19 protein-coding genes are annotated in these 24,645 nt (G+C 45.6%); 8 read left to right on the top strand and 11 right to left on the bottom strand.

Annotated elements, in window-relative coordinates:
• Window positions 1–8: 8 nt before the first annotated feature.
• Together rpoB and rpoC are read left to right on the top strand one after the other, a co-directional pair.
• Complete coding sequence (gene rpoB / locus OCV19_RS00810; protein WP_017060526.1) at window positions 9–4,037, top strand: DNA-directed RNA polymerase subunit beta; 4,029 nt, start codon at window positions 9–11, stop codon at window positions 4,035–4,037.
• 93 nt (window positions 4,038–4,130) lie between these two features.
• A complete protein-coding gene (gene rpoC, locus OCV19_RS00815; RefSeq protein WP_065677320.1) occupies window positions 4,131–8,333 on the top strand; it encodes a DNA-directed RNA polymerase subunit beta' in 4,203 nt (1,400 codons plus the stop codon).
• A gap of 331 nt (window positions 8,334–8,664) precedes the next feature.
• Here rpoC and OCV19_RS00820 read toward each other — a convergent pair whose 3' ends face one another.
• Window positions 8,665–9,162 (bottom strand): Rsd/AlgQ family anti-sigma factor, encoded by a 498-nt coding sequence (locus tag OCV19_RS00820; RefSeq protein WP_017096512.1) that lies wholly within the window; start codon window positions 9,160–9,162, stop codon window positions 8,665–8,667.
• A 165-nt stretch (window positions 9,163–9,327) separates the two neighbouring features.
• Between OCV19_RS00820 and nudC the strand changes: the two genes are divergently transcribed.
• The gene (gene nudC / locus OCV19_RS00825; protein ID WP_065677321.1) at window positions 9,328–10,137 is read left to right on the top strand and encodes an NAD(+) diphosphatase; all 810 of its coding nucleotides are present in this window, start codon (window positions 9,328–9,330) and stop codon (window positions 10,135–10,137) included.
• A 299-nt stretch (window positions 10,138–10,436) separates the two neighbouring features.
• Window positions 10,437–11,504, top strand: coding sequence for a uroporphyrinogen decarboxylase (gene hemE / locus OCV19_RS00830; protein ID WP_017060530.1), 1,068 nt, complete (start codon window positions 10,437–10,439; stop codon window positions 11,502–11,504).
• A 103-nt stretch (window positions 11,505–11,607) separates the two neighbouring features.
• Here the strand turns inward: hemE and OCV19_RS00835 are convergent, their stop codons facing one another.
• Both OCV19_RS00835 and OCV19_RS00840 read right to left on the bottom strand, forming a co-directional pair.
• Window positions 11,608–12,201 (bottom strand): uracil-DNA glycosylase family protein, encoded by a 594-nt coding sequence (locus OCV19_RS00835; RefSeq protein ID WP_065677322.1) that lies wholly within the window; start codon window positions 12,199–12,201, stop codon window positions 11,608–11,610.
• Entirely contained in the window at window positions 12,201–13,127 is a 927-nt protein-coding gene (locus OCV19_RS00840) for a D-2-hydroxyacid dehydrogenase (RefSeq protein WP_065677323.1), read from the bottom strand. Before OCV19_RS00840 ends, OCV19_RS00835 begins: the two co-directional genes overlap by 1 nt.
• Before the next feature lie 71 nt (window positions 13,128–13,198).
• Here OCV19_RS00840 and OCV19_RS00845 point away from each other — a divergent pair, with 71 nt between their 5' ends.
• Window positions 13,199–13,786 (top strand): YjaG family protein, encoded by a 588-nt coding sequence (locus tag OCV19_RS00845; RefSeq protein WP_017062699.1) that lies wholly within the window; start codon window positions 13,199–13,201, stop codon window positions 13,784–13,786.
• Between the two features lie 82 nt (window positions 13,787–13,868).
• Here the strand turns inward: OCV19_RS00845 and OCV19_RS00850 are convergent, their stop codons facing one another.
• Window positions 13,869–15,035 (bottom strand): CNNM domain-containing protein, encoded by a 1,167-nt coding sequence (locus OCV19_RS00850; protein ID WP_019820764.1) that lies wholly within the window; start codon window positions 15,033–15,035, stop codon window positions 13,869–13,871.
• Window positions 15,036–15,305: 270 nt separating this feature from the next.
• On the opposite strand from OCV19_RS00850, the gene hupA reads away from it, so the two are divergent.
• Window positions 15,306–15,578 carry a nucleoid-associated protein HU-alpha gene (gene hupA / locus OCV19_RS00855; RefSeq protein ID WP_004729753.1) on the top strand — a complete coding sequence of 91 codons (273 nt, stop codon included), beginning with the start codon at window positions 15,306–15,308 and terminating at the stop codon, window positions 15,576–15,578.
• A gap of 47 nt (window positions 15,579–15,625) precedes the next feature.
• Complete coding sequence (locus OCV19_RS00860) at window positions 15,626–16,324, top strand: DUF1481 domain-containing protein (protein WP_048605466.1); 699 nt, start codon at window positions 15,626–15,628, stop codon at window positions 16,322–16,324.
• A gap of 181 nt (window positions 16,325–16,505) precedes the next feature.
• Here OCV19_RS00860 and purD read toward each other — a convergent pair whose 3' ends face one another.
• The gene (purD, locus tag OCV19_RS00865; protein ID WP_065677324.1) at window positions 16,506–17,795 is read right to left on the bottom strand and encodes a phosphoribosylamine--glycine ligase; all 1,290 of its coding nucleotides are present in this window, start codon (window positions 17,793–17,795) and stop codon (window positions 16,506–16,508) included.
• Between the two features lie 85 nt (window positions 17,796–17,880).
• Complete coding sequence (gene purH, locus OCV19_RS00870; RefSeq protein WP_065677325.1) at window positions 17,881–19,473, bottom strand: bifunctional phosphoribosylaminoimidazolecarboxamide formyltransferase/IMP cyclohydrolase; 1,593 nt, start codon at window positions 19,471–19,473, stop codon at window positions 17,881–17,883.
• 325 nt (window positions 19,474–19,798) lie between these two features.
• On the opposite strand from purH, the gene zntR reads away from it, so the two are divergent.
• Window positions 19,799–20,239, top strand: coding sequence for a Zn(2+)-responsive transcriptional regulator (gene zntR / locus OCV19_RS00875; RefSeq protein WP_048612394.1), 441 nt, complete (start codon window positions 19,799–19,801; stop codon window positions 20,237–20,239).
• Window positions 20,240–20,328: 89 nt separating this feature from the next.
• Here the strand turns inward: zntR and fis are convergent, their stop codons facing one another.
• The 5 genes from fis to accB all read right to left on the bottom strand — a co-directional run bounded on the left by fis (window position 20,329) and on the right by accB (window position 24,627).
• Window positions 20,329–20,625 carry a DNA-binding transcriptional regulator Fis gene (fis, locus tag OCV19_RS00880; RefSeq protein WP_004729744.1) on the bottom strand — a complete coding sequence of 99 codons (297 nt, stop codon included), beginning with the start codon at window positions 20,623–20,625 and terminating at the stop codon, window positions 20,329–20,331.
• Window positions 20,626–20,648: 23 nt separating this feature from the next.
• Window positions 20,649–21,617: a tRNA dihydrouridine synthase DusB gene (gene dusB, locus OCV19_RS00885; protein WP_065677330.1), complete on the bottom strand. Its 969-nt coding sequence runs from the start codon at window positions 21,615–21,617 to the stop codon at window positions 20,649–20,651.
• A gap of 140 nt (window positions 21,618–21,757) precedes the next feature.
• Entirely contained in the window at window positions 21,758–22,645 is an 888-nt protein-coding gene (gene prmA, locus OCV19_RS00890) for a 50S ribosomal protein L11 methyltransferase (protein WP_009844690.1), read from the bottom strand.
• A gap of 170 nt (window positions 22,646–22,815) precedes the next feature.
• Window positions 22,816–24,159 (bottom strand): acetyl-CoA carboxylase biotin carboxylase subunit, encoded by a 1,344-nt coding sequence (gene accC / locus OCV19_RS00895; RefSeq protein ID WP_017062706.1) that lies wholly within the window; start codon window positions 24,157–24,159, stop codon window positions 22,816–22,818.
• A gap of 15 nt (window positions 24,160–24,174) precedes the next feature.
• Window positions 24,175–24,627: an acetyl-CoA carboxylase biotin carboxyl carrier protein gene (accB, locus tag OCV19_RS00900; protein WP_017062707.1), complete on the bottom strand. Its 453-nt coding sequence runs from the start codon at window positions 24,625–24,627 to the stop codon at window positions 24,175–24,177.
• Between the last annotated feature and the right edge of the window lie 18 nt (window positions 24,628–24,645).

The following is a 24,645-nucleotide window of genomic DNA, read 5'->3' on the forward strand; positions in this document are numbered from 1 at the left end:
GGAACCCCATGGTTTACTCTTATACCGAGAAAAAGCGCATCCGTAAGGATTTTGGTACTCGTCCACAAGTTTTGGACATTCCATACCTGTTATCGATCCAGCTTGATTCTTTCGACAAATTCATCGAACAGGATCCAGAAGGTCAATACGGTCTTGAAGCTGCTTTCCGTTCTGTATTTCCAATTCAGAGCTACAACGGCAATTCTGAGCTGCAATACGTTAGCTACCGTCTTGGTGAGCCAGTTTTTGACGTTAAAGAATGTCAAATCCGCGGTGTTACTTACTCAAAGCCACTACGCGTAAAACTACGTCTAGTTATCTTTGATCGAGATGCACCAGCAGGTACTGTAAAAGACATTAAAGAACAAGAAGTCTACATGGGCGAAATTCCGCTTATGACAGACAATGGTACTTTCGTAATTAATGGTACCGAGAGGGTTATCGTATCCCAGCTGCACCGAAGCCCAGGCGTGTTCTTCGACAGTGATAAGGGTAAGACCCACTCATCAGGTAAAGTTCTTTATAACGCACGTGTAATTCCTTACCGTGGCTCATGGTTAGACTTTGAGTTCGATCCTAAGGATAACTTATTCGTACGTATCGACCGTCGTCGTAAGCTACCAGCATCGATTATTCTTCGTGCGCTTGGTAAATCGACTGAAGAGATCCTAGATCTATTCTTCGACAAAGTGAACTTCGAAGTTAAAGACCAAACTCTTCTTATGGAGTTGGTTCCTGATCGTCTACGTGGTGAAACTGCGTCATTCGACATCGAAGCAAACGGCAAAACTTACGTTGAGACTGGTCGTCGTGTTACTGCTCGTCATATCCGTCAACTTGAAAAAGATGGCGTTGAGCACATCGAAGTACCAGTAGAGTACATCGTTGGTAAAGTTGCATCTAAAGATTACATCAATGAAGCAACTGGCGAGATCATCGTTGGCGCGAACCAAGAGATTAGCCTAGAAGCACTTGCTAACCTGTCTCAAGCAGGTCACAAGGCTCTACAAACTCTGTTCACGAATGACCTAGATCACGGTCCATTCATGTCAGACACTCTACGTGCAGATAGCACAGTAGATCGCATCTCTGCATTGGTAGAAATCTACCGCATGATGCGTCCTGGCGAGCCACCAACGAAAGAAGCTGCAGAGTCTCTATTCGAAAGCCTATTCTTCTCTGAAGAACGTTACGACCTATCAACTGTAGGCCGTATGAAGTTCAACAGCTCTATCGAGCGTGAAGAAGAAGAAGAGCGCGGTACTCTGGATGAATCAGACATCATCGAAGTGATGAAGAAACTGATTGGTATCCGTAACGGTATTGGTGAAGTGGACGATATCGACCACCTTGGCAACCGTCGTATCCGTTCTGTAGGTGAAATGGCAGAAAACCAATTCCGTGTTGGTCTAGTTCGTGTAGAACGTGCCGTTAAAGAGCGCCTAAGCCTTGGTGACCTTGATGCAATCATGCCTCAAGATCTTATCAACGCTAAGCCGATCTCTGCTGCAGTTAAAGAATTCTTTGGCTCTTCACAGCTTTCACAGTTCATGGACCAAAACAACCCATTGTCAGAAGTTACGCACAAACGTCGTATCTCTGCTTTAGGTCCTGGTGGTCTTACTCGTGAGCGCGCAGGCTTCGAAGTACGTGACGTTCACGTAACTCACTACGGTCGTCTATGTCCGATCGAAACGCCTGAAGGTCCAAACATCGGTCTAATTAACTCACTATCTGCGTTTGCACGTTGTAACGATTACGGTTTCCTAGAAACTCCGTACCGTCGTGTAGTAGATGGTGTAGTAACAGAAGAAGTTGATTACCTGTCTGCAATCCAGGAAGGTCAATTCGTAATCGCGCAAGCAAACACCATTCTTACTGAAGAAGGTACGTTTGCAGATGAGCTAATCACAGCTCGTCAAAAAGGTGAATCTGGTCTTCACCCACGCGATCACGTTGACTACATGGACGTTGCGACAAACCAAGTAGTATCTATCGCTGCTTCGCTTATCCCGTTCCTAGAACACGATGATGCGAACCGTGCATTGATGGGTGCCAACATGCAACGTCAAGCTGTACCAACACTTAAGGCTGATAAGCCTCTAGTAGGTACAGGTATCGAACGTAACATCGCAGTTGACTCTGGTGTTACAGCGGTTGCTAAACGTGGTGGTCAAGTTCAGTCTGTAGACGCTTCTCGTATCGTAGTTAAGGTTAACGAAGATGAATTGGTACCTGGCGAAGCTGGTATCGATATCTACAACCTAACTAAGTACACGCGTTCGAACCAAAACACATGTATTAACCAACGTCCAACTGTACTTCCTGGTGAACCAGTTGCACGCGGTGATGTTCTTGCTGATGGTCCTTCAACAGACCTTGGTGAACTAGCTCTTGGCCAAAACATGCGTATCGCATTCATGCCTTGGAACGGTTACAACTTCGAAGACTCGATCTTAGTATCTGAGCGCGTAGTTCAAGAAGACCGTTTCACGACAATCCACATTCAAGAACTATCTTGTGTGGCTCGTGATACTAAGCTGGGTTCTGAAGAGATCACAGCTGATATTCCAAACGTAGGTGAGTCTGCTCTGTCTAAACTAGACGAGTCAGGTATCGTTTACATTGGTGCTGAAGTTAAGGGTGGCGACATCCTAGTTGGTAAAGTAACCCCTAAAGGTGAAACTCAACTGACTCCTGAAGAGAAGCTACTACGTGCTATCTTCGGTGAGAAAGCATCTGATGTTAAAGATACTTCTCTACGTGTACCAAACTCTGTTTCGGGTACTATCATCGATGTACAAGTCTTCACTCGCGATGGCGTAGAGAAAGACAAGCGTGCACTTGAAATCGAACAGATGCAGCTTAAAGAAGCTAAGAAAGACCTAACTGAAGAGTTCCAAATTCTTGAGGGTGGCCTTCTTAACCGTGTTAAAGCTGTACTTCTGTCTGGTGGTTACTCTGAAGCTAAGCTTGATACTATCGGTCGTAAGCAATGGCTAGAGCAAGTTCTAGAAGACGATGCGCTACAAACACAGCTTGAGCAACTTGCTGAGCAGTGGGATGAGCTAAAAGCAGACTTCGATAAGAAGTTTGAAACTAAGCGTCGTAAAATCACTCAAGGTGATGATCTAGCGCCTGGCGTTCTTAAGATTGTTAAAGTTTACCTAGCGGTTAAACGTCGTATCCAGCCTGGTGATAAGATGGCCGGTCGTCACGGTAACAAAGGTGTAATCTCTAAGATTAACCCTGTTGAAGACATGCCATACGATGAGAAAGGTCAGCCTGTAGACATCGTACTTAACCCGCTGGGTGTACCATCGCGTATGAACATCGGTCAGATCCTAGAAGTTCACTTAGGTTTGGCTGCGAAAGGTATCGGTGACAAGATCAACCAAATGGTTAAGGAACAACAAGAACTGCATAAGTTCCGTGAGTTCCTACAGAAGGTTTACGATCTTGGTGATACTCGTCAGAAAGTTGATATTGCTGAACTGTCTGATGATCAAGTTCGTACACTGATCAAGAACCTACGTGGCGGTCTACCGATTGCTACTCCTGTGTTCGACGGTGCTTCTGAGTCTCTAATCAAAGAACTACTTAAACTGGGTGATCTGCCAGAATCTGGTCAGCTTAAACTGTTTGATGGTCGTACTGGTGATTCGTTTGAGCGTCCTGTAACTGTTGGTTACATGTACATGCTGAAACTGAACCACTTGGTTGATGACAAGATGCATGCTCGTTCAACTGGTTCTTACAGCCTAGTAACTCAGCAACCACTTGGTGGTAAAGCTCAGTTCGGTGGTCAGCGTTTCGGTGAGATGGAAGTATGGGCACTAGAAGCATACGGTGCTGCATATACTCTACAAGAAATGCTAACAGTTAAGTCAGATGACGTTAACGGCCGTACTAAGATGTATAAGAACATCGTAGACGGTAACCATAGCATGGAACCTGGTATGCCTGAGTCGTTCAACGTACTGTTGAAAGAGATTCGCTCGCTAGGTATCAACATCGAGCTAGAAGACGAAGAGTAATCCCTCCTCTTTTTTAAAAAGAAGATAGGATTATTTGGTAAAAGGGAGCTTGCTACAGCAGTGAGCTCCTTTAACTCCTTACAGGAGCTGAATGTGAAAGACTTATTAAACTTTCTAAAAGCACAGCATAAGACCGAAGAATTTGATGCAATCAAAATCGGTCTATCTTCACCAGACATGATCCGTTCATGGTCTTTTGGTGAAGTTAAAAAGCCGGAAACAATTAACTATCGTACGTTCAAACCTGAACGTGATGGTCTGTTCTGTGCACGTATTTTTGGTCCAGTTAAAGACTACGAATGTCTTTGTGGCAAATACAAGCGCCTGAAGCACCGTGGTGTTATCTGTGAGAAGTGTGGCGTTGAAGTTACACAAACTAAAGTTCGTCGTGACCGCATGGGCCACATCGAGCTAGCTTCACCAGTTGCTCACATCTGGTTCCTAAAATCACTGCCGTCTCGTATCGGTCTACTAATGGATATCCCTCTACGTGATATCGAACGTGTTCTTTACTTCGAGATGTACGTAGTAACTGAACCAGGTATGACTGATCTAGAAAAATCTCAGATGCTTACTGAAGAAGAGTATCTGGATCGTCTAGAAGAGTGGGGTGACGAATTCACTGCTAAGATGGGTGCGGAAGCGATCAAAGATCTGCTTTCAACAATGGACCTTCATCAAGAAGTGGAAGAGATGCGCGAAGAGTTAGAAACGACTAACTCAGAAACTAAGCGTAAAAAAGTTACTAAGCGCCTGAAGCTAGTTGAAGCGTTCATTGCATCGGGTAACGATCCGCAATGGATGATTCTGACTGTACTTCCGGTTCTACCGCCAGATCTACGTCCTCTAGTACCACTAGATGGCGGTCGTTTTGCGACTTCAGATCTGAACGACCTTTACCGTCGTGTGATCAACCGTAACAACCGTTTGAAGCGCCTTCTAGAGCTAGCTGCTCCGGACATCATCGTACGTAACGAAAAGCGTATGCTGCAAGAGTCTGTTGATGCACTTCTAGATAACGGTCGTCGTGGTCGTGCTATCACTGGTTCTAACAAGCGTCCTCTGAAATCTCTTGCTGATATGATCAAGGGTAAACAAGGCCGTTTCCGTCAGAACCTTCTAGGTAAACGTGTAGACTACTCTGGCCGTTCTGTAATCACAGTAGGTCCATACCTTCGTCTGCATCAGTGTGGTCTTCCTAAGAAGATGGCACTTGAGCTATTTAAGCCGTTCATCTACAGCAAGCTAGAAACTCGTGGCATGGCTACGACAATCAAAGCTGCTAAGAAGATGGTAGAGCGCGAAGAAGCTATCGTTTGGGATATCCTAGACGAAGTAATCCGCGAACACCCAGTACTGCTTAACCGTGCACCTACACTTCACCGTCTAGGTATCCAAGCGTTTGAACCAGTACTAATCGAAGGTAAAGCGATTCAGCTTCACCCACTAGTGTGTGCGGCATACAACGCCGACTTCGATGGTGACCAAATGGCGGTACACGTGCCTCTAACTCTAGAAGCACAGCTTGAAGCACGTACACTGATGATGTCGACGAATAACATTCTATCGCCAGCGTCAGGTGATCCGATCATCGTACCTTCTCAGGACGTTGTATTGGGCCTTTACTACATGACACGTGACAAGATCAACGTGAAAGGCGAAGGTATGTACCTTGCTGGCCCTGCTGAGGCTGAAAAGGCATACCGTACTAAGACTGCTGAGCTACACGCTCGCGTTAAAGTACGTATCACCGAGACTGTAGTAGACGAAGATGGTAACAGCACTACTGAAACGAAGATGGTTGATACAACTGTCGGCCGTGCAATGCTATGGCAAATCGTTCCAGCTGGCCTACCGTACAGCATCGTTAACCAAAAGTTAGGTAAGAAGCAGATCTCTACTCTTCTTAACGAGTGTTACCGTAAGCTTGGTCTAAAAGATACAGTAGTATTTGCTGACCAAATCATGTACGCAGGTTTTGCATACGCTGCACTTTCTGGTGTTTCTGTAGGTATCGACGATATGGTTGTACCTCAAGCGAAATACGATGAAATTGAATCTGCTGAAGAAGAAGTTCGCGAAATCCAAGAGCAATTCCAATCTGGTCTTGTTACTGCGGGTGAGCGTTACAACAAAGTTATCGATATCTGGGCATCTACGAATGACCGCGTTGCGAAAGCAATGATGGATAACCTATCTTCTGAAACAGTTATCAACCGTGACGGCGAAGAAGAACAGCAAGAATCGTTCAACAGCATCTACATGATGGCCGACTCGGGCGCACGTGGTTCTGCAGCTCAGATTCGTCAGCTAGCAGGTATGCGTGGTCTGATGGCGCGTCCAGATGGTTCAATCATCGAAACGCCGATCACAGCGAACTTTAAAGAAGGTCTAAACGTCCTTCAGTACTTTATCTCAACGCACGGTGCTCGTAAGGGTCTTGCGGATACAGCACTGAAAACAGCAAACTCGGGTTACCTAACTCGTCGTCTAGTAGACGTTGCTCAAGACGTTGTAGTACACGAACATGACTGTGGCACGCATGAAGGTATCGACATGATGCCTCACATCGAAGGTGGTGACGTTAAAGTTGCACTTTCTGAGCTTGCTCTTGGTCGTGTAGTAGCTGAAGACGTTCTTAAGCCTGGTACTGAAGATGTACTGATTCCACGTAATACTCTGATTGATGAGAAGTGGTGTCAAATCATGGAAGATAACTCAGTAGATAGCATGAAAGTGCGCTCTGTAGTTACTTGTGATGCAGACTTCGGTTGTTGTGCACAGTGTTACGGTCGTGACCTAGCACGTGGTCACCTAGTGAACCAAGGTGAAGCAGTTGGTGTTATCGCTGCACAATCTATCGGTGAACCGGGTACACAGCTAACGATGCGTACGTTCCACATCGGTGGTGCGGCATCTACTGCAGCAGCAGAGAACAGCATCCAAGCTAAGACAACTGGTACTGTGAAACTTCACAATGCTAAGTTCGTAGTTAACAAAGATAAGAAACTGGTTATCACTTCTCGTGCATCTGAGATGACGATTATTGATGAATTCGGCCGTACTAAAGAGAAGCACAAACTTCCTTACGGTTCGATGCTAACCAAAGGCGACAACGCAGCAGTTACTGCTGGTGAAGTTGTAGCTAACTGGGAAGCGCATACCATGCCAATCATCACTGAAGTGGCAGGTCGTATCCAATTCGTAGATATGATCGATGGTATTACAGTTTCTCGTCAAACTGACGATCTAACGGGTCTTTCTTCAAGTGAAGTTACAGACGCAGCAGCTCGCCCAGCAGCAGGTAAAGATATGCGTCCAGCTATCAAACTTGTTGATGAGCAAGGTAACGACGTAATGATTCCTGGTACTGATATGCCAGCTCACTACTTCCTACCTGGCAAAGCGATTGTAAACATCGAAGATGGCGCTGAAGTTGGCATCGGTGACACACTATCTCGTATCCCTCAAAAATCGAGCGGAAACAAAGATATCACCGGTGGTCTACCACGCGTAGCTGACCTATTCGAAGCTCGTAAGCCTAAAGAGCCTGCGATCCTTGCTGAGCACACAGGTACTGTGTCTTTCGGTAAAGAAACGAAAGGTAAGCGTCGTCTAGTAATCACTCGTGAAGGCGGTGACGCTTACGAAGAGATGATTCCTAAGCATCGTCAATTGAACGTGTTCGAAGGTGAGAAGATTGAACGTGGTGATGTAATCGCCGACGGTCCTGAAACTCCACACGATATCCTGCGTCTACGTGGTATCCACGCAGTAACTCAGTACATCGCGAACGAAGTTCAAGAAGTTTACCGCTTACAAGGCGTAAAGATTAACGATAAGCACATCGAGACTATCGTTCGTCAAATGCTACGTAAGTGTACAATCACTCATTCTGGTGACTCTCCGTTCCTACCTGGCGAACAAGTTGAGTACCACAATGTTAAGATTGCTAACCGTAAGCTAGAAGCTGAAGGTAAAGAACTAGTACGTTTCGAACGTGACCTACTAGGTATTACTAAAGCATCTCTTGCAACTGAGTCATTCATCTCAGCTGCATCGTTCCAAGAAACGACTCGCGTACTAACAGAAGCTGCGGTTTCTGGTAAGCGTGATGACCTTCGCGGTCTGAAAGAGAACGTAATTGTTGGTCGTCTGATCCCAGCTGGTACTGGTTTCGCATACCACCAAGAGCGTCAAAAGCAACGTGAAGAAGAGCAAGAAGGTCCTTCAGCTGAACAAGCTACTGACAATCTAGCAGCACTTCTAAACGCTGGTTTCTCTTCAGAAGAGTAAGCTCTACGAGTAGTCTCTAAGAGATAAGAAAAAGGCACCTTCGGGTGCCTTTTTTGTATCTGGCGTATTGGTATTTAGCTATGAACTTATAAAGTGATAGGTGTGCTTATCTAGCTGGTGGGGTTGGATTTATGTCCTGAATAGTGCTCTTTGAGGCCAGTAAGATAAAGGGTAGAGATGGTTAGGCTGATTAGGGTTGTAACCATATGCTTATGGCTAAAGGTCAGGGCGAGCGAGTAAGCTCTGTCTGAAAGGTTCTGGGTAGTTTGGATAAGCTTACAGACAAAACAAAAAGCTTGCACAGAGGCAAGCTTATTAAGGATTCAGCTAACTAAGCGCCTGGTGGAATCGCTAAACTGTCTGCAATAAGCTGGATAAGATTATCTTCTACTTCAAAACGTACTTCGAGTAGTTCACCTACTTTTGACATATCTCCTTCGAAGTTAGGCAACTCATCGTCTGCATTTACTTTAACGTACTTATCATTGAACTCTAGAAGTGGCTCGGTTGTAAGTACGATCTTCGCGTAAGTTGTATCAATCTCGTCATTGGTTTTAAAGCCTGTTGCTTGCCATTTTTTCATGACCATATCGTAGATCTTAAAATGACCCTCTGAGATATAATCGACAACATGATCGCAGAATGAGCTTATTTCTTTAGGAGAAGGGAGTTCAACAACGTTTGATTGCCCGTTGCTAGCTGGCTGCAAGGCACCTAGCTTACAATACTCAACGATTAGAGACTGTCGAGTTTCGAGCCAATGATCGATGACCTCATTAGAGCCACCCCATTGTTCTTGTATTTGTTTGAATTTATTTAGCATGACCATGTCCTCATGATCTGATCACAACCTTGTGATCAAGTAATTGCCTAAGCAGGGTCCGTTTTATTGGTAGCTACTAAAAGTAATAGCTTGAAATATTCTCTGCTACAACTCTAGTATGAAATTAGATTGCCAGTAAAATGAACGAACTGCAAGCAATGAGGCATAGGGATGTTAAAAAAAAGTGATAACAAAATGACAGAGCAAGCTTATTGGTGCGTCGTTTCTGGTAGTGATATTTGGGTTAATAATGATCAGTTTCCGTTTGGCTCTGCTGAAGAGCTTGGGCTGAGTGTGGAGCATGCAATCTGTATTGGTCAGCATCAAGGTCGCAAGGTGTATTGGCTCAACGATTGTGATGTGGAGAATGAGCTGAGCATGGTCAGCCTAAGAGAGTTACTGCACTGGCCTGAAGTGAGTTTCTTGACTGCAAGCAAAGCCATCCAATATGGGCATATGACTCAAAGTATGCGTTTTTGCCCTCAGTGTGGTGGTCGAAATCATCTCAACCATAACCAGGTGGCGATGCAGTGTGGAGATTGCCGCACACTTCATTATCCTCGTATCTTCCCGTGCATCATTGTCGCTGTGCGAAACGACAACAAGATATTGCTTGCGCAGCACCCAAGACATAAAACAGGCATGTATACCGTGATAGCGGGCTTCCTAGAGGTTGGAGAGACCTTAGAGCAGTGTGTGGCAAGAGAAGTCAAAGAAGAAACGGGTATCGATGTCGATAATATTCGTTACTTTGGCAGCCAGCCATGGGCGTTTCCATCGAGTATGATGATGGGCTTTCTCGCCGATTGTGCTGGTGGTACGCTTAAGCCTGACTACAGCGAGCTATCGGATGCTCAATGGTTTGACGTAACAAGCCTGCCTGATGTTGCTCCTGTTGGAACCATTGCGAGACAGTTGATTGAGAAAACCGTTGATGACGTGATGAAAGATGGTGTGACGGAGCAGATGCTAGAGCACTAATCTGCCTGTGATAGTATTTGGCCTATGGGTGGTCAAAAGCTAAAAAAAACCCTCCACAAGTGGAGGGGGTAAGTAAGATGTCGTTATGAGATGCTGAGTAGTGACTACTCAGATGTTATAATTGTAATTTTCGCTAGCGAACAAATTTTTAACATGCTCTCGTAATTGGGTGCAAATTAAGCATTGATTTAAAAGTTAATAACTTGATCTAGGTTGCAAAGCACACAGCTTTTACCCTTCAATCAGTGTTAGAATACTTGCCATCAAAATTAGACAAGATTGAATTGGAATTTAACGGAATGACCGAATTAAAAAACGATCGCTATTTACGCGCACTTTTAAAACAGCCTGTTGATTACACACCGGTATGGATGATGCGCCAAGCTGGCCGCTATCTTCCTGAATACAAAGCAACGCGCGCTGAAGCGGGCGATTTCATGTCTTTGTGCAAAAACGCGGAACTGGCATCAGAAGTAACACTTCAACCTTTACGTCGTTTCCCGCTTGATGCGGCAATCTTGTTCTCAGACATCCTAACTATCCCTGATGCAATGGGCTTAGGTTTGTACTTTGAAACAGGTGAAGGTCCTAAGTTTGAGCGTCCTATCACGTGTAAAGCTGACGTAGAGAAGATTGGCCTACCTGATCCAGAAGGTGAGCTTCAATACGTAATGAATGCCGTTCGTCAGATCCGTAAAGACCTGAAAGGCGAAGTGCCACTGATTGGTTTTTCTGGTAGCCCATGGACTCTAGCTACATACATGGTTGAAGGTGGAAGCTCTAAAGCATTCACTAAGATCAAGAAGATGATGTACGCAGAACCACAAACGCTGCACCTGCTTCTAGACAAGCTGGCTGACAGTGTTATCGAATACTTGAACGCGCAAATTAAAGCGGGTGCTCAATCGGTAATGGTATTTGATACATGGGGTGGTGTACTGACTCCTCGTGACTACAACCTATTCTCACTGCAATACATGCACAAAATCGTTGATGGCCTAATCCGTGAAAACGAAGGTCGTAGAGTTCCGGTTACTCTGTTCACTAAGAACGGCGGCATGTGGCTTGAGTCTATCGCAGCAACAGGTTGTGATGCGGTTGGTCTAGACTGGACAATCAACATCGCAGATGCAAAAGCTCGCATCGGCGACAAAGTTGCTCTGCAAGGTAACATGGATCCTTCAATGCTTTACGCTCAGCCTGAACGTATTCGCGAAGAAGTGGGCAGCATCCTAGAAGGCTTCGGCGACGGTGGTACAGGTCATGTATTTAACCTAGGCCACGGTATCCACTTAGATGTACCGCCAGAGAACGCTGGTGTATTCGTTGACGCTGTTCACGAATTGTCTAAGCCTTACCACAAGTAATTCTGAGCAAGATGATTGAAAGCGCTGTTGGGAAACCAACAGCGCTTTTTTATTGCCTGAAATTGGCATTTGATGGCGGTTTAATCTTGTTATGTGCAGTTAATTAGGCATTTGGACCATGGTAGGCCAAATGCTCTGAGATGTGTTTCCTGATATAAGGAATGACTTCATTTTCAAACCAAGGGTTCTTCTTGAGCCAGATATTATTGCGTGGCGAAGGGTGGGGTAATGGCAAAAACTCAGGCGCCCACCTTTGCCAATCACGCACGGTTTCGGTCAGTGTGCTGGTGGTCTTGTTTGTTAGGTAATGGTTTTGTGCGTACTGGCCAATCAGCAGTGTCATTTGAATATTGGGTAGAGATTGCAGCACTTTGTTATGCCAAAGCTCCGCGCACTCTTTGCGTGGTGGAAGATCACCACTTTTCCCTTTCCCCGGATAACAAAAACCCATAGGCACAATCGCGACTTTTTGCTCGTCGTAAAAAGTATCGCTATCTATCCCTAACCATCCTCTTAATCGTTCGCCACTCGCGTCATTCCAAGGGATGGACGACTCATGCACCTTGATACCCGGCGCTTGGCCTATGATCAGCAAGCGCGCGTTTGGGTGTGCTTGAATCACCGGGTTAGCACCGTGTGATAGGTGAGGCTCACAAGCTCGGCATTGTCGAATCTCTTTAAGTAACGAAGAGGACATCAGTAACCTTTATCAAAATCGATGACATGATTAAGTGTAAAGCCATCTCGCCATTGTTTGTAATTCTCTGCGAAGATCTCGACTACTTGTCTTGGCTCACTGAGTGCAGCGATGTGTGGAGTGATGGTGACTTGCGGTAGTTTCCAGAAAGGGTGTTCCTGAGAGAGGGGTTCACTTTCAAACACATCTAAAAATGCGTGTTCTACCCATCTGTTTTTTATGGCGAGCAACAAGGCTTTATTGTCGATGCTTTCCCCTCGACCGACATTAAACAGCAACACATTAGAGCAGTAACCTAACGTGGTTTGGTTCAACAGCTGATAGGTTTCAGCGGTTGATGGCAAGGTGTTGACCACAATATCGGCCTGCTTAAGGGCAGCCTCTATCTCATTGATGTGGAAGGTCTCTTTAAAGGTTTCTTGTTTGGATGGGATACCGGTACGGTTGACACCTATGGTATGAATACCAAAAGCCGCCGCGGTTTTTGCCAAATGACCGCCGATTGAACCTGTTCCTAAAATCACCATAGTTTTGTCAGTTAGGCTAGTATAAAGCTGTGGCTGCCAGTTTCGTTGTTGTTGATGCTGGTGGTAATGAGGGAAGTGTCTACAGTGACTGATTGTGTAACCCAATACGTATTCTGCGATAGCCGGGCCAAAGATGCCTTTGACGTTGGTTAGCGTATAGTCCTGACGCAGATCTGGCTGAGTGAGTTTATTGATTCCGGCATAGGTACTCTGTACCCAGTCTAGCTCTTTAAACTCGCCGAGGCGCTCTGTGATTAGAGGTGGTGACGCCAAGACAATCTGTGCTGATTTGGGGTTTTGAGTGATTTCTAGGTCGGGTAAATCCTGGTTTAGAATCAGTTGCGTATAGGTATCGTCATGCTCAGTAAGAATATAGAGCTTATTCGTAAAATTGTTCATCGGCTTACCTTTTCCCCCCAGGGTTTATCAAGTACACTTTCGCTGTCTTTTTCTGCAATTATTGAGTGACTATGCTTCAGAATCCACTGCAGGTTCGTCTTGAAAAGTTAGAACCTTGGCAACAAATTACCTTTATGGCGTGTCTATGTGAGCGTATGTACCCTAACTATGCCATGTTTTGTGAGAATACAGAATTTGCGGAAGCTCGAATCTATCGTGATGTTTTGGATAGCATTTGGGAAATCCTGACGGTTAAAACAGCAAAGGTGAACTTTGAGCGTCAACTTGAGAAGGTTGAAGAGCTATTCCCTAGCGGTGATGATTTTGATTTTTATGGTGTTTACCCAGCAATGGACGCATGCCAAGGCCTAGCAACGCTAATTCATGGTCTGCTTGACCGTGAACATATGTTGGAAGCGGTAATTAAAGTGAGTCAACAATCGGTGAAGACGGTTGCTGAGCTTGAGTTTGCTCAAGGCGCTGAAGAAGTGACGAACGAAAACCAGAAAGAAAACGAAGCGGTGTGTGAAGAGTGGGACGTTCAGTGGGCCATTTTCCGACCTCTACGTGAAACGACTGAGCGTGACTTAGAGCTGATCAAAGACCTACGCCACGAACTGCGTGAAGACCCAGTCAGTAACATTGGTGTTGCGTTATAATTCGCAATTGCACCAAGGTACGAATAAAAAAACAAAGGCTCCCTAGGGAGCCTTTGTTGTATCTGACGGTATCAAATTTAGATTAAGCGTCTTTTTTGTCTTCGTTCTGCGCTTTGTCTTTTGATGCGTCGTCGTCATCCGTTGATTTTGCGTCTGAAGAGTCGTTGTCTGCTGGAGTTTCTTCCTCTAGCTCGTCCTCGTCATCGCGGTTTTCAATAACGCCGTGTGTCTCTTTCCACTTTTCCCAGCGTTGGAACGCCAGTTCTTGCATGTCAGTCGTCTTATCCGCTTCATCGACAATCTCTTCGCCCACTAGGTGCTCAAAGATGTCTTCTAGGGTGATGATGCCCTGAATAGTGCCGTATTCGTCCACAACTAAAGACAGTTGCAGGCGGTTTGCCATCATCTGGTCAAAGGCCTTAGCCAAGCCCATGTTGTTCAGCAACACGTGGATAGGGCGCATTACTTCACCCAAAGCTTTCTCACCACAACCGGCTTGCTGCAATCTAAACAGCTCTAAGCGGTGAACAAAACCGATGATGTTGTCACTCTGCTCGCTGTAAACCAGCGGACGTGAGAATGGCGTGTCTTTATGTTGTTCTAGGAACGTATTCACACTCATTTCCGCATCAACACGGAATACCACTGGGCGCGGCGTCATTACCTGAGTCACGGGTACATCTTGAATACCCAGTAGGTTGCTCAGGATTTTTGACTCGCCTTCTGCAAATTCACCGCTCTCTTTTGCCAAAATCGCCATTGCAGATAACTCATCACGCATTTTTGGTGCTTGGTGGCCACGAGCAAGACGTTTGGTGATCTGTTCTGAGAACCATACAAACGGTGTTAGGAAGAACACCATCCAGCGCAGCACGCTTGCCGAAGCAGGAGCAAGTTGACGCCAGTAGGTTGCACCAATGGTTTTTGGAACAATCTCAGATAATACCAAGATACCTAGCGTTAGCACGGCAGAGAAGACACCTAACCATTGGCTACCAAAAACGACAGCCGCTTGTGCACCTGCTGTCGCAGCACCGATAGTATGCGCGATGGTGTTGAGCGTTAAAATTGACGCAAGCGGGCGGTCAATATCTGTTTTCAGTTTGTCTAAAGACTCTGCTGCAGGGTGCCCATTTTGTTTTAGTTGAGCAATGTAGCTCGGACTAATACTCAAAAGTACAGCTTCTAAAACAGAACAAATGAAAGAAACTCCAATAGCAATGGAGACGTAAATAGATAGCAGCAGCATGTTTGCCCTTAAATTAAATTGTACGCTTTAGCAGCGATTCAGCGTGGATTATAGTGAAAAAGTAGTGGCTAGGTCATCATTAATTTTGCTCTCAGCCCCTTTTAAACAAGGGCTTGCTTAATAAAATCAGTAACAAATTGTGAGTTATTACTCATATTATGGCTAAAACTACGGCATTAGAGCTAAAGATCGACGACAAACCTTTGCCAGATGGGGCATTTATGTTTTAGAGTGAATTGAATTCAAAAATACAAAGAAGGGAAACCTAAAATGAACAAGACTCAATTAATCGACTTTATTGCTGAAAAAGCGGACCTTTCTAAAGCACAAGCTAAAGCTGCTCTAGAAGCGACTCTTGGCGGTGTTACAGATGCTCTTAAAGATGGCGATCAAGTTCAGCTAATTGGTTTTGGTACTTTTAAAGTAAACCACCGTGCAGCTCGCACTGGTCGTAACCCAAAAACTGGTGATGAGATCCAAATCGCTGCTGCAAATGTTCCAGCATTTGTTGCAGGTAAAGCGCTGAAAGATTCAGTGAAATAATCTAAACTGTACCGAGGTAGTCGTATTCCACCTCGGTACAGGTTTTTATGAAAAAAGCATTTCTTCTCGTTTCACTATTATCTACATTTCTTATTGGCTGTTCTTCAACAAGCCCTCGCAAAAACCTAGAGCAATTTGAAACTCATACCGGCGGCCAAGTCATGGGCGACGCGACAAGTTTCTACTGGGTTACAAACAAGCTAACACAACCTCATACTTCAGCTGACTACGTCACTGTCGGCGATTACGGCTGGTATCAAACTGATTATGCTTGGTCAGAAGGCGTGCTTCGAGAATTCATTCGTGAAGGCGAGCAGCGTAACTCTTCTAATGAGCTGGTTCCTTATCGTGTCCATGTGCGTTTCAATAAGTCAGGCGAAGCTGTGTATCAACAGTATCGTATTGATAGCAAAATCTTACCTATCCAAGCTAAGCAACTCGAAAACTACCAGAAAGAAGCTAAGTCGGTTCTAGAGACTACGATGAAGCAGAATGACGAAGGGCTCAGACTGGTTCAGGGTTACTGGGATGGTAGCTCTTTTAAGACGTGCGCTGGTGGTGAATTTGATCGCATTGAATTTAACCAGACCTTACCAAGCTTCGTGATCGACCGATTGGCATCAGTGGAAAGCTATGCGGCGTTTCTTGGCAGTGATTCACTGGGTAAGATGAGTGTGGAAGAGTTACTGATGCTGGCTGAAGACAGCCATGATTGTGTTGTTAGGCCATCATTGTTGAAAGAATAGCGAGCAATCAAAGGATTGAGAGTATTTGGCCTACTGTAGGCTAAGTGCTGATTTGTCTGTACAGGCGCAGATTCCTAGAAAGATTGAGTAATAAAAAGGCGCCTATCGAGGCGCCTTTTGTTGTTATTCGCTTACTGTCATTTGCTTACTATTATGGAAAGTAAGCGAGTAACAAGATTGATTACTGCTCTTGCTCGCGCGCAATCGCACGGTAACCAATGTCATTGCGGTGGAACATACCATTCCAGCTAACTTGCTTCGTCAATGCGTAAGCACGCTCTTGAGCTTCAGAAACCGTGTTACCCAGTGCCGTTGCACAAAGAACACGACCACCGTTTGTCACCACATCGCCAGCTTCGTTATTTGTCGTACCTGCGTGGAAAACCTTTTGGCCTTCAACTTCGCTTGTTGGTAGTGAAATTACGTCACCTTTTGTGTAGTCAGCAGGGTAACCGCCAGCCGCAAGAACAACACCGATAGAAGCGCGTGGATCCCACTTTGATTCTGCTTCGTCTAGTTTCTCGTCGATAGCCATTAGGCAAAGCTCAACAAGGTCTGACTCCATACGCATCATGATAGGTTGCGTTTCTGGATCGCCGAAGCGGCAGTTGTATTCGATAACTTTAGGCGTGCCATCAGCATCGATCATTAAGCCAGCGTAAAGGAAACCCGTGTAAGGTGCGCCTTCTGCATCCATACCACGTACCGTTGGATAGATAACTTCCTCAAGGATACGGTTGTGGATTTCAGGCGTCACAACTGGAGCTGGAGAGTAAGCCCCCATACCGCCAGTATTAGGCCCCGTGTCTTTGTCGCCAACACGTTTGTGGTCTTGGCTGGTGGCCATAGGAAGCACGCTAGAGCCGTCAACCATTACGATGAAACTTGCTTCTTCGCCTTCAAGGAACTCTTCGATCACCACGCGGCTGCCTGCTTCGCCAAATGCGTTGCCCGCTAGCATGTCTTTGATTGCGTCTTCTGCTTCTTCAAGGGTCATCGCAACGATAACGCCTTTACCCGCGGCAAGACCGTCAGCTTTCACTACGATTGGAGCACCTTGCTCGCGAACGTAAGCTATAGCTGGCTCAATCTCAGTGAAGTTTGCGTAGTAACCCGTTGGAATGTCATGACGAGCTAGGAAATCTTTAGTGAATGCTTTCGAACCTTCAAGCTGTGCTGCCGCTTGAGTTGGACCAAAGATAGGAAGACCCACTTCGCGGAATGCATCAACTACACCAATAACTAATGGCGCTTCAGGGCCAACGATAGTCAGCTCGATTTTTTTCTCTTGAGCAAACGCGACTAAACCAGCGATGTCTTCAACGCCGATGTTTACGTTCTCAAGTTTCGGCTCAAGTGCAGTACCTGCGTTACCTGGAGCGATGAATACTGTTTCAACGTTTGGGTTCTGTGCTGCTTTCCAACCCAAAGCATGTTCTCTACCGCCAGCACCGATGATTAATACGTTCATGTTTCAATCCTTAAGTCTTTAATTCTTAAAAGCCCCTCAAAATTGAGAGGCTCGATAGCTACTAATTGTTTAGGTGAACTAAATATTAGTGGCGGAAGTGACGCATGCCCGTAAAGATCATCGCCATGCCGTGTTCGTCTGCTGCTGCGATAACTTCGTCATCACGCATAGAGCCACCCGGTTGGATAACACACTTGATGCCAGCTTCTGCTGCCGCGTCGATACCGTCACGGAATGGGAAGAATGCGTCAGATGCCATCACACAACCTTCAACCTGTAGACCTTCGTCTGCAGCTTTGATGCCTGCAATTTTCGCAGAGTAAACGCGGCTCATTTGGCCAGCGCCTACACCAATTGTCATATCGCCTTTCGAGTAAACGATAGCGTTAGATTTAACGTACTTCGCTACTTTCCAGCAGAATAGAGCATCTTTCAATTCTTCAGCTGTTGGCTGGCGCTTAGAAACCACTTTCAGGTCATCTTCAGATACCATGCCTTGGTCGCGGTCTTGAACTAGCAAACCACCGTTAACGCGTTTCACGTCAAAGCCAGTTGTCTTCGTTGTCCATTCACCACACTCAAGTAGACGAAGGTTTTTCTTAGCCGCTACGATTTCTACTGCTTCAGCAGAAACTGATGGTGCAATGATAACTTCAACGAATTGACGCTCAGTGATAGCCGTTGCTGTTGCAGCGTCTAGCTCACGGTTGAAAGCAATGATGCCGCCAAATGCAGACGTTGGGTCTGTTTTGAATGCGCGGTCGTAAGCTTCTAGGATGTCTTCACCTAGTGCAACACCACATGGGTTAGCGTGCTTAACAATTACACATGCTGGCTGGTCGAACTCTTTCACACACTCAAGTGCTGCGTCAGTATCAGCGATGTTGTTGTAAGAAAGGGCTTTACCTTGAATTTGGCGAGCTGTAGAAACAGATGCTTCTTCTGGGTTAGCTTCAACGTAGAATGCCGCAGCTTGGTGGCTGTTCTCTCCGTAGCGCATGTCTTGCTTTTTCTCGAACTGTTGGTTGAACGTGCGAGGGAATTTAGACTCTTCATCACCTTCTTTGTTCTCACCGTAAGATGGAACCATAGTGCCGAAGTAGTTTGCGATCATGCCGTCGTAAGCAGCGGTGTGTTCGAATGCTGCGATAGCTAGGTCGAAGCGAGTCTCTAGCGTTAGAGATTTCTCGTTCGCGTCCATTTCAGCGACAACGCGCTCGTAGTCGTGTGCGTTTACAACGATAGTCACGTCTTTGTGGTTTTTCGCTGCAGAGCGAACCATAGTAGGGCCACCGATGTCGATGTTCTCAACGGCATCAGCAAGGGTACAGCCTTCTTTAGCAACGGTTTCTGCGAATGGGTATAGGTTTACAACAACCATATCAATAGGGTTGATACCGTGAGTTTCCATCACGTCATCATCTTGACCACGACGGCCTAGAACACCACCATGAACTTTTGGGTGCAGAGTCTTAACACGGCCATCCATCATTTCTGGGAAACCAGTGTAGTCAGATACTTCTGTAACAGAGATGCCTTTTTCAGCAAGCAGGCGAGCAGTGCCACCGGTAGATAGGATATCTACACCACGGTTAGCAAGAGCTTGTGCAAATTCAACGATACCAGTTTTGTCTGATACGCTGATTAGAGCGCGGCGAATTGGACGAGCGTTATTCATGCTTCCATCTTCCTCAAATTCATGGGGTTAAAATAAAGATATTTGCCAAAAAAGAACTTGTTTCTATCTTCTTAGCGTGGATTATCTTAGATACCAGTAAGAGATAAAATATTGGCCAGTTTTGGTAAAGACCTTTTGGGTTAGTCTTATGATTAAGCTATAAGATAACCAACTCCAAATTTGATGGCGCAGATTCTAACTAATTTATTACAAAAAAGCTCGCGCAATCGTTTGGCATCTCAAAATTAATTATGAAAAGTGCCATTTCAGCCTGAAAAGTAACGATAAGGTTAATTGTGGAATGGACGAAACAGTAGGAAAAAACATGTTTCAGATCGGTGAATTAGCGAAACGATGCGGTGTGACAGCCGATACCTTGCGATTTTATGAGAAGAATAACCTGATCGCGCCAGCCAGTCGCAGTGAATCCGGTTATCGCCTATATGATGAAAATAACCAGAAACAGGTGACGTTTATTCTCAAATCTAAAGCGTTGGGGCTGAGTTTGGACGAGATTAAAGAATTGCTTGAGATTCGCCTCGAGGCTACACAACACAGTTGCGCCGAAGTGAAGTCGATTACCTCAGCAAAATTAGAGATGATCGATGAGAAGATCACTGAGTTAACCAAGATTCGCACTGCACTTAAAAAGATAAATGATGCGTGCTGTGGCCACGTAGACGACGATGCAAGCCATTGTTCTATTCTGGCAGCCTTGGATTCAGCAAACGTCGACAAAGGGCGCTGTTGTCGCACTGGAGAGTAATCAGCTACCTATCACGGTTCGACAAGTCAAAAAAAAGCCAAACTCAACAATGAGCTTGGCTTTCAATTCAATAAATTACGAAAGAACGATTAGTTCATGCCGTATTTTTTAAGTTTCTTGCGAAGAGTACCGCGGTTAATACCCATCATGGTTGCTGCGCGAGTTTGGTTACCGCGAGTGTACTGCATGATAGTGTCTAGTAGTGGCTGTTCAACTTCAGCTAATACTAATTCGTATAACTCGCTGACTTCTTGACCGTTTAATTGAGCAAGGTAATTTTTCAATGATGCTTTAACTGAGTCACGTAGTGGCTTCTGCGTGATTTGGTCTTGTGATGTAACTGTAGTTACTGTCAATGCTTCTGAAGTCAGATTTTGTTCGAACATATTCGGTCTAGCTCTTCTCGTAATTATGGTGCAACGTTATCAAAAAAACCTTCTAGCGCTTCAAGCTGCAGATCACCTGCTTCGAATGCGTTGAAGGTACGGCGAAACTCACTCGCATGTTCATGTTCTTTTAGATACCAACCCACATGCTTACGAGCGATGCGAGGGCCTAAAAACTCTCCATAAAATTCATGTAGAGCGTGCACATGACCAAGCATGATGTCTTTCACTTCCGAGATCGGGAGTGGGTCCATCGTGGTGCCGTTTTCCAAATAGTGTAGGATTTCGTTAAAAATCCAAGGACGTCCTTGGGCAGGTCGACCTATCATTAAAGCATCAGCGCCGGTGTACTCCAGCACAAACTTCGCTTTTTCCGGACTATCGATATCACCGTTAGCGATAACCGGAATAGATACTGCTTGTTTCGCTGCTTTAATGTGTTTGTATTCTGCCTCACCTTTGTACATACAAGCGCGAGTTCTTCCATGGAGCGCAAGAGCTTGTATGCCGCAGTCTTCGGCTATTTTCGCGATTTGGACACAGTTTCTATTGTCTGTATCCCAGCCTGTGCGCGTTTTCAACGTTACTGGAACGTCGACAGCATTTACCACCGCTTTCAGAATGTCTTCAATGAGTTCTGGATGCTGCAGTAAGGCTGAGCCCGCAAGCTTCTTATTCACTTTTTTGGCTGGACAACCCATGTTGATATCGATGATTTGCGCACCGTTATCGACATTAAATTGAGCAGCCTCGGCCATAAGCTGTGGATCTGCACCAGCGATTTGTACTGAACGAATGCCCGATTCGCCTTCATGTACCATACGCTGCTGAGACTTTGACGTTTTCCAAACTTTCGGATTGGAGGACATCATTTCACTGACTGCCATCCCCGCACCGTAGCGAAGACACAACTCACGGAATGGTCTATCCGTTACGCCAGCCATAGGAGCGACGATTAGATTGTTCTTAAGTTGATAATTTCCGATTTTCAAAAATGTCATCACAGTTCTGTACCAGCAAGGGCGCGCATTTTACGCATTTTTTCGCTGCGTGAAAAGACTAATATTTGAGCATTTACAATTTGTTTTTGTAATTTGTTTAAATTTCAGTCAATTAGCGCCCAAAGTCTTGTCTAGCCTTGCTTGCGACCGGAGATTCGACACCATTCTTGTTGTTCGATGATCGGATCAATGTGAAGCTCATCACGATAATAAGTGGCAACATCTTCTGCTTGTGTATCTAAAACACCCGACATCGCAAGTACACCATTTGGCTTAACTAGGCCTTTGATGATGCCAGAAAGGTCGCGTAATGGACCCGCAAGAATGTTGGCAACAACAACGTCTGCTAGCAAACCTTCCGGTTGATCTTGTGGTAAGAACACCTCTAGTTGCTCAGCAACGCCATTGCGTTGTGCGTTGTCTTTTGATGCAAGCAGAGCTTGAGGATCAATGTCGATCCCGATAACTTTTGCCGCGCCTAGTTTGATCGCAGCGATCGCTAGGATGCCTGAGCCACAACCGAAGTCGATCACGGTTTTGCCTGTCAGGTCTAAGCCCTCAAGCCACTCGAGACACAATGCCGTTGTCGGGTGAGTACCTGTACCAAATGCAAGGCCTGGGTCTAGCATTACGTTAACAGCGTCAGGTTCAGGGATATCGCGCCAGCTAGGGCAGATCCACAAACGCTCACCAAACTTCATTGGGTGGAAGTTATCCATCCATTCACGTTCCCAATCCTTGTCTTCAATTTGCTCTACTTTATGAGCAAAGTCTGCAGGGAACATGTTGCTTGCTTTAATCTGCGCTAGAACGACACCAGTATCAGTCTCAGCGTCGTAAAGCGCGAGAATGTCAGTATCACCCCAAAGGCGAGTTTCACCCGGCAGAGGCTCAAATACAGGGGTATCTTGTGCATCCAGGAAAGTTACAGAAAGAGCACCAGTCTCTTCCATTAACATGTCGCCGATTTGTTCGGCATTTTCATTGGTAGCATTAAGCTTGATTTGAATCCAAGGCATGGCTGCATCTTCTATATGAGAAAAATTGGATGGCGAGTCTAGCAGAAAATATGAGCAAATTCACCAAAACCCCACGGAATATAATGGGGATTAAAGATTGATTTTTTCGGCGGTTCAAAAACAAAAATGCTCACCGAAGTGAGCATTTTGACTGTTCTTAAACGAACGGATTATGACAAACCAAGTTTCTTCTCAAGGTAGTGGATGTTTGCACCACCGTGTTGGAAGTTTTCGTCGTTCATAATAGACAGTTGAAGCTCAGTATTAACGTTAATACCTTCAACAATCATTTCACCCAATGCGTTCTTCATACGAGCGATAGCAACATCACGGTTCTCACCGTAAGTGATCAGCTTACCAATCATTGAATCGTAGTGTGGTGGTACTGTGTAACCCGTGTAGATGTGAGATTCCCAACGTACGCCCATGCCGCCCGGTGCGTGGAAACGTTCAATCTTACCTGGTGAAGGTAGGAAACGAACTGGATCTTCAGCATTGATACGACATTCGATTGAGTGGCCGCGCAGCTTAATATCATCCTGAGTGAATGATAGAGGCTGACCAGCTGCGATACGTAGCTGTTCTTTCACTAGGTCGATACCCGTTACCATTTCAGTAATCGTGTGTTCAACCTGGATACGAGTGTTCATTTCGATGAAGTAGAACTCACCGTTCTCGTATAGGAATTCAAATGTACCTGCACCGCGGTAACCGATCTCAATACATGCACGAGTACAACGTTCGCCAATGTACTTACGCATCTCTTCAGTGATACCTGGAGCTGGCGCTTCTTCCACAACTTTCTGGTGACGACGCTGCATTGAACAGTCACGCTCACCTAGGTGGATAGCATTACCTTGGCCATCTGCAAGCACTTGTACTTCAATGTGACGTGGGTTTTCTAGGAATTTCTCCATGTAAACCATGTCGTTGTTGAAACATGCTTTTGCTTCAGCACGAGTCATCGCGATAGCTTCTGTTAGTTCTGCTTCAGAGCGAACAACACGCATACCACGACCGCCGCCGCCGCCAGATGCCTTGATGATAACTGGGAAGCCAATGCGCTTAGCGTGCGCTTTGTTTTTTGCTTCGTCGTCGTCAAGAGGGCCGTCAGAACCTGGTACACAAGGTACGCCAGCTTTTTTCATTGACGTGATAGCTGACACTTTGTCACCCATCATGCGAATGGTTTCAGCTTTAGGGCCAACAAAGATAAAGCCACTGCGCTCTACCTGTTCTGCAAAGTCTGCATTTTCAGATAGGAAGCCGTAGCCAGGGTGAACAGCTACTGCACCTGTCACTTCAGCTGCGCTGATGATACGAGGGATGTTTAGGTAGCTATCGATACCACGAGCTGGACCGATACAAATGGTTTCGTCTGCAAGCAGTACGTGCTTAAGGTCACGGTCAGCAGTTGAGTGAACCGCTACCGTTTTAATGCCAAGCTCTTTACATGCACGCAGAATACGTAGTGCAATCTCACCACGGTTCGCGATTACTAATTTATCTAACATAATGAGTGCTCTCTATTATTCGATAATTACTAGAGCTTGGTCGAATTCTACTGGTTGACCGTCTTCAACTAGGATAGCTGTTACAACACCAGATTTATCAGCTTCGATTTGGTTCATCATCTTCATTGCTTCAACGATACATAGCGTTTCGCCAGCAGTTACAGATTGACCAACTTTAACGAATGGTTTTGCGTCTGGGCTTGGAGCGCCGTAGAAAGTACCAACCATTGGAGAAAGAACTTGGTGACCAGCTGGAACTGCAGGAGCCGCAGCTTCTGCTGCTACAGGTGCCGCCGCAGGAGCTGCTGCCGCTACAGGTGCTGGAGCAGCTGCATATTGAACAGGTGCTACAGGTGCAGTGCTGTTACGACTGATTCGTACTGACTCTTCACCTTCAGAGATTTCTAGCTCAGAAATACCAGACTCTTCAACCAATTCGATTAGCTTTTTGATTTTGCGAATATCCATTGTTTCTTTCTCTTTATC

Source organism: Vibrio celticus (assembly GCF_024347335.1).
GTDB lineage: Bacteria > Pseudomonadota > Gammaproteobacteria > Enterobacterales > Vibrionaceae > Vibrio > Vibrio celticus.